General features: G+C 46.4%; 4 protein-coding genes. All 4 read left to right on the forward strand.

Annotated features, from left to right (window positions below; translation table 11 throughout):
• Positions 1–260 precede the first annotated feature (260 nt).
• The 4 genes from LZZ85_RS28040 to LZZ85_RS28055 all read left to right on the forward strand — a co-directional run bounded on the left by LZZ85_RS28040 (position 261) and on the right by LZZ85_RS28055 (position 5623).
• Positions 261–1664 (forward strand): bifunctional UDP-3-O-[3-hydroxymyristoyl] N-acetylglucosamine deacetylase/3-hydroxyacyl-ACP dehydratase, encoded by a 1404-nt coding sequence (locus LZZ85_RS28040; protein ID WP_237877429.1) that lies wholly within the window; start codon positions 261–263, stop codon positions 1662–1664.
• Positions 1665–2022: 358 nt separating this feature from the next.
• Positions 2023–4002: a DNA topoisomerase (ATP-hydrolyzing) subunit B gene (gyrB, locus tag LZZ85_RS28045; protein WP_237877431.1), complete on the forward strand. Its 1980-nt coding sequence runs from the start codon at positions 2023–2025 to the stop codon at positions 4000–4002.
• Positions 4003–4120: 118 nt separating this feature from the next.
• On the forward strand, positions 4121–4795 hold the full coding sequence (locus tag LZZ85_RS28050) for a hypothetical protein (RefSeq protein ID WP_237877434.1): 675 nt from the start codon (positions 4121–4123) through the stop codon (positions 4793–4795).
• Positions 4796–5224: 429 nt separating this feature from the next.
• Positions 5225–5623: a hypothetical protein gene (locus LZZ85_RS28055; RefSeq protein ID WP_237877436.1), complete on the forward strand. Its 399-nt coding sequence runs from the start codon at positions 5225–5227 to the stop codon at positions 5621–5623.
• Positions 5624–6263 lie beyond the last annotated feature (640 nt).

Genomic DNA, 6263 nt, shown 5'->3' on the forward strand with positions numbered 1-6263 from the left:
GTTGTCCGTTGTCCGTTGTCCGTTGTCCGTTGTCCGTTGTCCGTTGTCCGTTGTCCGTTGTCCGGATATAAATGCAAAGAGAGGGGCTATCGTCGATAACGATAACCCCTCTCTTTGCATTTATAACACGAAGATCCAATTTATTCCACCTTGCTCGAATTCCGGACAACGGACAACGGTCAACGGACAACGGACAACCGTCAACGCTCACGAACATTCCCTCCCGAAGCATTATCTTTGCACCCATTCAACATAAATGCATGAATACCAATTTCAATCCTGATAAACAACATACGTTAAAAACCGAAATAAGCATCTCCGGAACCGGCCTTCATACCGGCATTATGGCTGACCTTACCCTGAAACCTGCGATGCCCGGATTCGGGTTCCAGTTCCAGCGTGTTGACCTGCCCAATAAACCCGTGATCAAAGCGGATTGTGACCTCGTTACTGATACCAGCCGCGGCACCACGCTTCAAAGTAATGGCGCGTCTGTAAGTACGGTCGAGCACGTCCTGGCGGCGCTGGTGGGAATGGGTGTAGATAATTGCCTGATCGAGATCAATGGCCCGGAAATGCCGATCATGGATGGCAGTTCTGAACCTTTTGTTGAGCTTATCGAGGAAGCGGGCGTACTGGAGCAGGATGCTGCAAAAGTGTGGTACTCTATAGATGAAAATATTTACCACTATGATGAAGAAAAACGTGTCGAAATGGTGGTTATGCCTGCACTGGAATACCAGATCACTACGCTGATCGATTTCAACTCGAACGTTTTGGGTACCCAGCATGCTGAGCTGAAGAAAATGTACGACTTCAAGAACAGCATCGCCCCCTGCCGTACCTTCTGTTTTCTTCACGAACTTGAAATGCTGCTGGATCATAACCTGATCAAAGGCGGCGATGTCAACAATGCCATCGTGATCGTTGATAAGCCGGTGGATGAAAAAGAAATGGCGCGCCTGAAAAGCATTTTCAAGAAAGATAATATCGAGGTAAAGAGCGAAGGTTATCTGAATAACCTGGAACTGCGTTTTCCTAATGAGCCCGCACGTCACAAACTGCTGGATATCGTTGGTGATCTTGCGCTCATCGGGTATCCGATCAAAGGCCGCGTGATCGCAAACCGTCCCGGTCACAGCAGCAACGTAGAATTTGCAAAAAAGATCAAGCAATACATCAAGAAAAATAAGCATACGCGGGATGTACCGGTTTATAACCCCGCACAACCACCTGTTTATGACTTACAGTTCATAGAAAAGACCCTTCCCCACCGTTTTCCTTTCCTTTTCGTCGATAAGATCATTGAATTGACGGATACCAAGATCGTGGGTGTGAAGAACGTTACATTCAATGAATGGTTCTTCCAGGGGCATTTTCCGGGCAACCCTGTGATGCCCGGGGTTCTTCAGATCGAAGCCCTGGCGCAATGCGGAGGCATTCTAGCGATCAATCTAGCCGGCGAAGGCCAGTATGATACTTACTTCCTGAAGATCGACAACTGCAAGTTCAAGCAAATGGTAAAACCCGGCGATACGATGCTGTTGAAAATGGAACTTTCAGCGCCTATCAGAAGAGGCATCTGTGAGATGAAAGGAACAGTATATGTAGGCAACAAAGTGGCAACCGAGGCGGACCTGGTAGCACAGATCGTCAAACGTTGACGCGAATAGCCGCGAAAGGCCGCGAATGAACGCAAATGGCGGCAAAAAGAATATAAAATTCACGATAATTGAAACCGGTATTGGGAGCTTTCCTGATACCGGTTTTTTGTTGACCTTTTGTGTATAAATAAGAGGTGTTTAAACGATATCAAAAACATTAAATCAGGTAGCTTCAGACAATATGGAGCAATCGGCTGAATAGCGCGTCCAATAAGGGTTTCATTATAGTTTGTTGCCCGTCCTTGTAAACGTCTTTCGTCGCGTTCATTCGCGGCCATTCGTGTACATTCATTCGCGTTTTTTCAGTACATTTGCAGGTATTTTCAAATTCACATTTTAACAGAGGTCACAAGCTTATATGAGCACAGAAACAACAGAGCAGATACCAGCAGCAGCCAGTGGTTATGGTGCTGACAGTATTCAGGTATTGGAAGGTTTGGAAGCGGTTCGTAAGCGACCCGCCATGTATATCGGAGATATAGGTGTAAAGGGTTTACACCACCTCGTATATGAGGTCGTCGATAACTCGATCGATGAGGCTCTTGCAGGCTATTGTAAGAACATAGATGTTCAGATCCATGAAGACAACTCCATCTCCGTTCAGGATGATGGCCGTGGTATTCCGACCGGCATCAATACAAAAGAAAAAAAATCAGCACTGGAGATCGTAATGACGGTGCTGCACGCGGGTGGCAAGTTCGACAAGGACACGTATAAAGTATCTGGTGGTTTGCATGGTGTGGGTGTTAGCTGCGTGAACGCACTTTCGACCAAGCTCCTTGTAACCGTTCAGCGTGAAGGGAAAATATTTGAGCAGGAATACGCGATCGGTGTTCCTCAGTATTCAGTTCGTGAGATCGGCACAAGCGATATCACCGGTACACGCGTTCACTTCTGGCCGGATGCGAGCATCTTTACTACTACCGTCTACAACAAGGATATCCTGGAAGGCCGCTTACGCGAGCTCGCATTCCTGAACCGTGGGGTACGAATCATACTAACCGATCTGCGTGAGAAGAACGAAGATGGTACAGACTACACAAAAACCTTTTACAGCGAAGGCGGTATCGTCGAGTTTGTAGAAATGCTTGATATGAATGCCGGCAGGAATACGCTGATCCCAAAAGTAATTTCCGTTGAAGGCAGAGATGAGCGAACAAATGTTGCGGTAGAAGTGGCATTAAGTTATAATGACAGCTACAGCGAGCATATCTATTCTTACGTTAACAACATCAATACCATCGAAGGAGGTACACACGTATCCGGTTTCCGCCGTGCATTAACGCGTGTTTTCAAGAGCTATGGCGATAAGAACGGATTGTTTGAAAAAGCAAAAGTAGAGATCGAAGGTGATGACTTCCGCGAAGGTCTTAGCGCGATCATCTCTGTAAAAGTTCCGGAACCACAGTTTGAAGGCCAGACAAAAACCAAGCTGGGTAACAATGAGGTTACCGGTGTGGTTGATTCAACGGTTTCCAAAGTGCTGGAAGCATACCTCGAGGAGAATCCAAAAGAAGCAAAGAATATCGTTGCCAAAGTGATCCTCGCTGCGCAGGCAAGAGCTGCCGCACGTAAAGCAAGGGAACTTGTCCAACGCAAGACCGTACTGACAGGCGGTGGTCTGCCCGGTAAACTGGCTGATTGCTCTGACCGTGCGCCGGAACGCTGCGAGTTGTTCCTTGTCGAAGGAGACTCAGCGGGTGGTACTGCAAAGCAGGGCCGCGACCGCAGTTTCCAGGCGATCCTCCCACTCAGAGGCAAGATCCTGAACGTGGAAAAAGCAATGGAACATAAAATCTATGAGAACGAAGAGATCAGGAACATGTACACCGCTCTCGGTGTAACAGTAGGCACACCCGAAGATCCCAAAGCACTGAACCTTGCAAAGCTCCGCTATCATAAACTGATCATCATGACGGATGCCGACGTGGACGGTTCTCACATCGCCACCCTGATCCTCACATTCGTTTACCGTTATATGAAAGAACTTGTTGAACAGGGATATGTATATATCGCGCAACCGCCGCTCTACCTCGTCAAAAAAGGAAAAGAGCAGGCTTACGCTTATAATGAAACACAACGTAAAGCACATATCGCCCGCCTTGGTGCAGGAAAAGATGACAGCGTTAACATCCAGCGATATAAAGGTTTAGGTGAAATGAATGCAGACCAGTTATGGGATACGACCATGAATCCCGAAACCCGCACACTTAAGCAGGTTACTATTGAAAGCGCAGCAGAAGCTGACAGGATCTTCAGCATGCTTATGGGCGACGAAGTGGCTCCAAGACGTGAATTCATCGAAAGCCATGCGAAATACGCAAAACTTGACGTATAGTCTTTTATCTGAATAAATGAAAGCCCCGGACCTTTAACGTCCGGGGCTTTTTTGTCTGGCATTCCGTGCAACGAACAAAGAAAATAGACTGTCAACACTGCAAACAAAAAACAATCTCATGATCAGATTATTGGTAGCGGTGAGCCTGGTATTTTCTCTGGCATCGTGCATGAAAGGCTCGGTTGGTAACGGAGATGGTCAATCTTACAGGGCAATTGAGACAGATACAATACGCACAGGACAATTCTGGGGAATCAATGTAGGTGATCCTGCACAGGAAGTATATACTAAAGTACAAACCCTGCGAACAGAAAAACAAATCGCCTACCTCGGTATTGCTGCAAACACATACAATGATCTTTCCGCCATACAAACCAGGATCCCATTTTATAACAGCATATTCCTTGATGAAGCTACAGCCACTTCAACCGGTATTCAGATCGGTTTCAAAGCAGAAAAAGTTGATGCCATCTTTTTGAACAACGGAGCTCCTTTGACGAAATGGCCTGGCATCAATGACTTTCAGCATAGCATCAGCATCGGAGACTCTGTTTCGACCATTTACGAAAAACTCGTCGCAATTAAAGGAGTGTCTGTATACGGACAAAAATTACAGCGCCTCTCTCTTTTTGACAAGAACATCTCAAAAGATTTTGAGCCATCCATGTCCACTGTTGCAAAGTGGCAGATCTTAACAACGGTCACTTCTAACAAAAGATGGCAGCTGGTGGAATTGAATTTTTCTGCTGGCACGCTCGCATCTGTGTATTACACCTTGTTTGAAAATTACTAGAGATCGGTGCAAGGCTTTACAGAGGTTCAAGGTCCGATAGCATGGCATGGTCCGGCTGATCGGACCTTTGGCTTTTTGCCACTGCCAGATGGCGCCTTCGCGTTTCAACCGCAATGTCGTTTACTTAAAGATTCTCCAGAAAGTTCATTCGATGGCCGATGACCAATGGCCGTTGGCTGAAAATACATATACCGACTAGCGTCAATACCCTATACCAATTAGCAGCAATAGCTCCATCCAAATGCGGCATTCGACCATCGGCCATCGAGCTTAGTGTAGGAACATTGAACTAAACGATATTGTTTCAAACCGGGTTAGTTCTGCATCGGCAGGTTCCCCACGATCCCCGCGCCGCAACACGGTCTGCAAAGCCCTGGAACAGCATGCCCAAAGCCGGCCGAAAAACAAGTATCGATTTCCTAAAAGGCTTTGAAACAATCAAATAGGTGGGATTTGAGTTTAAATCCACATCGTGCTGGGTATAAAAAAGCCGGATATCCATGTATTGATTATCAATACCTTACTCACAAGCGGCAGGCTTTTTGCATCAGTTGGGAGGGTATTCAACCTTCAAAGCGGGTCAAATGCCTTAATTTCAACTTTTCAAATCAAAAAAGAACCATCATGTCTGAAGTAACACTTACAGCGTACAATGTAAAAACTAAGGAAAAAGGTGTTCCTATCCAGGATGCCGTTATCACTAAAACTGCCAAAGGAGCTTATATGGCACAAGGTAATGATGGTAAAGGAAACAAGCTTACTACATTGCTTGGTGAGGCAAAGGCGCTGGCGGCAATCGAAGCCGGTATTGCAAAGCAAGGTTGGTGATCAACTATTGTGGTTTAAAAATATGAATGGGCTACCTGGAGAGGTAGCCTGTTTTGTTTCGACTGGGAGCGTCGAGGGGCTCTTTTTAGTTTTTTGCCGGAGGGGCAAGGGTGTTTTTTTTCGAGGGGTTGCCTTGAAGACTCTGTTTACATTTTTGCCGGACGGGCAAGGCGCTTTTTTTCGACGGGAGGTCGAAGGGTCCGTTTACTTTTTTTGCCTTGATGCAAAAAAAGTAACAAAAAAAAATCAAGGCTACGCGCAAATGGCTAAAAATTATGGGCTGCACCTGGCACTAAAATAAACTCGCCGGAAGAATGTTTTGGGTTGATTGGCGTGTTGGCTCAGACAATATTTTAGCGCCCTCGCCTTCGGCTCGTCGGCTACGCCCATAATTTTTTTAACGCCATTTGCGCTAGGCCGCCCGCTCTCAAAGCAGGCAGAAGGCCTTGACATAAATGTAGCCTCACGGTTCTCGCAGGTTTTCTGTTCTCTTATTACAAACCTATAAATAGAAAGAGTACCAGTTTCAAATTATGATACAGCTACTGAGTTACAACGAATCTTCTCCGCAAACGCCTCCTCCTCTCTCAACGCCCCCGGCCTTGGAAAAAATGGCGTTAAGAAAATGGGAGGCTGGCAC

Source organism: Terrimonas ginsenosidimutans (genome assembly GCF_022012415.1).
Lineage (GTDB): Bacteria > Bacteroidota > Bacteroidia > Chitinophagales > Chitinophagaceae > Terrimonas_A > Terrimonas_A ginsenosidimutans.

What these genes read in the sequence shown, in the direction of transcription:
- gyrB (WP_237877431.1), top strand. Translation starts at nt 2,023, where the DNA reads ATGAGCACAGAAACAACAGAGCAGATACCAGCAGCAGCCAGTGGTTAT.
- LZZ85_RS28050 (WP_237877434.1), top strand. Translation starts at nt 4,121, where the DNA reads ATGATCAGATTATTGGTAGCGGTGAGCCTGGTATTTTCTCTGGCATCG.
- LZZ85_RS28040 (WP_237877429.1), top strand. Translation starts at nt 261, where the DNA reads ATGAATACCAATTTCAATCCTGATAAACAACATACGTTAAAAACCGAA.